Genomic DNA, 503 nt, shown 5'->3' on the forward strand with positions numbered 1-503 from the left:
GCCGCGATTACGATCGCGTCAGCTTGTTCAATGTCAGCGTCTGTCAGCGGCGTTGGAGCAATAACACTGGATTGGCATTCAATCTTGGCGTTCCAACCTAGTTTAGCGGCCGCTTGTTCTAATAGACCCGCCGCAAGGATGCTATTAGCAACACCACTAGGGCAGGCAGTAATAATGGCAATATTCATACTGATAACCTTCTGTTCCTTAGTTTTTGTCTAAGTTCGTATTAGGGTAAAGCTCGCTGACTTGTGTTTGCAGCTTAATGTTTTCCAGTTCTTGTTGACTGGTTAGCCCCACGCCAACTTGGCTAACTGCTAAAGCAGAAAGCGCTGTCGCGAAGCGCAATAAATCGTGTTTCGGCATCACTTGCATGTGACCCCAGCATAAGCCTGCCACCAGTGTGTCGCCCGCACCTACGGTGCTCACCACATTCATGCGTGGCGGTTGTGCGCGTTGCCTCTCGCCTTGGTTTAGCCACATCACACCGTCAGCGCCCATCG

2 protein-coding genes are annotated in these 503 nt (G+C 51.1%); both read right to left on the minus strand.

Annotation, left to right across the window (positions count from 1 at the left end):
- Nucleotides 1-188 (minus strand): PTS fructose transporter subunit IIB (locus R7O13_RS31345; protein ID WP_318305798.1); only part of this gene is annotated, 188 nt, incomplete at its 3' end.
- 19 nt (nt 189-207) lie between these two features.
- The coding region (locus R7O13_RS31350) for a PfkB family carbohydrate kinase (protein WP_318305799.1) at nt 208-503 on the minus strand (296 nt) is incomplete at its 5' end.

The organism is Vibrio sp. Y176, from assembly GCF_033438945.1.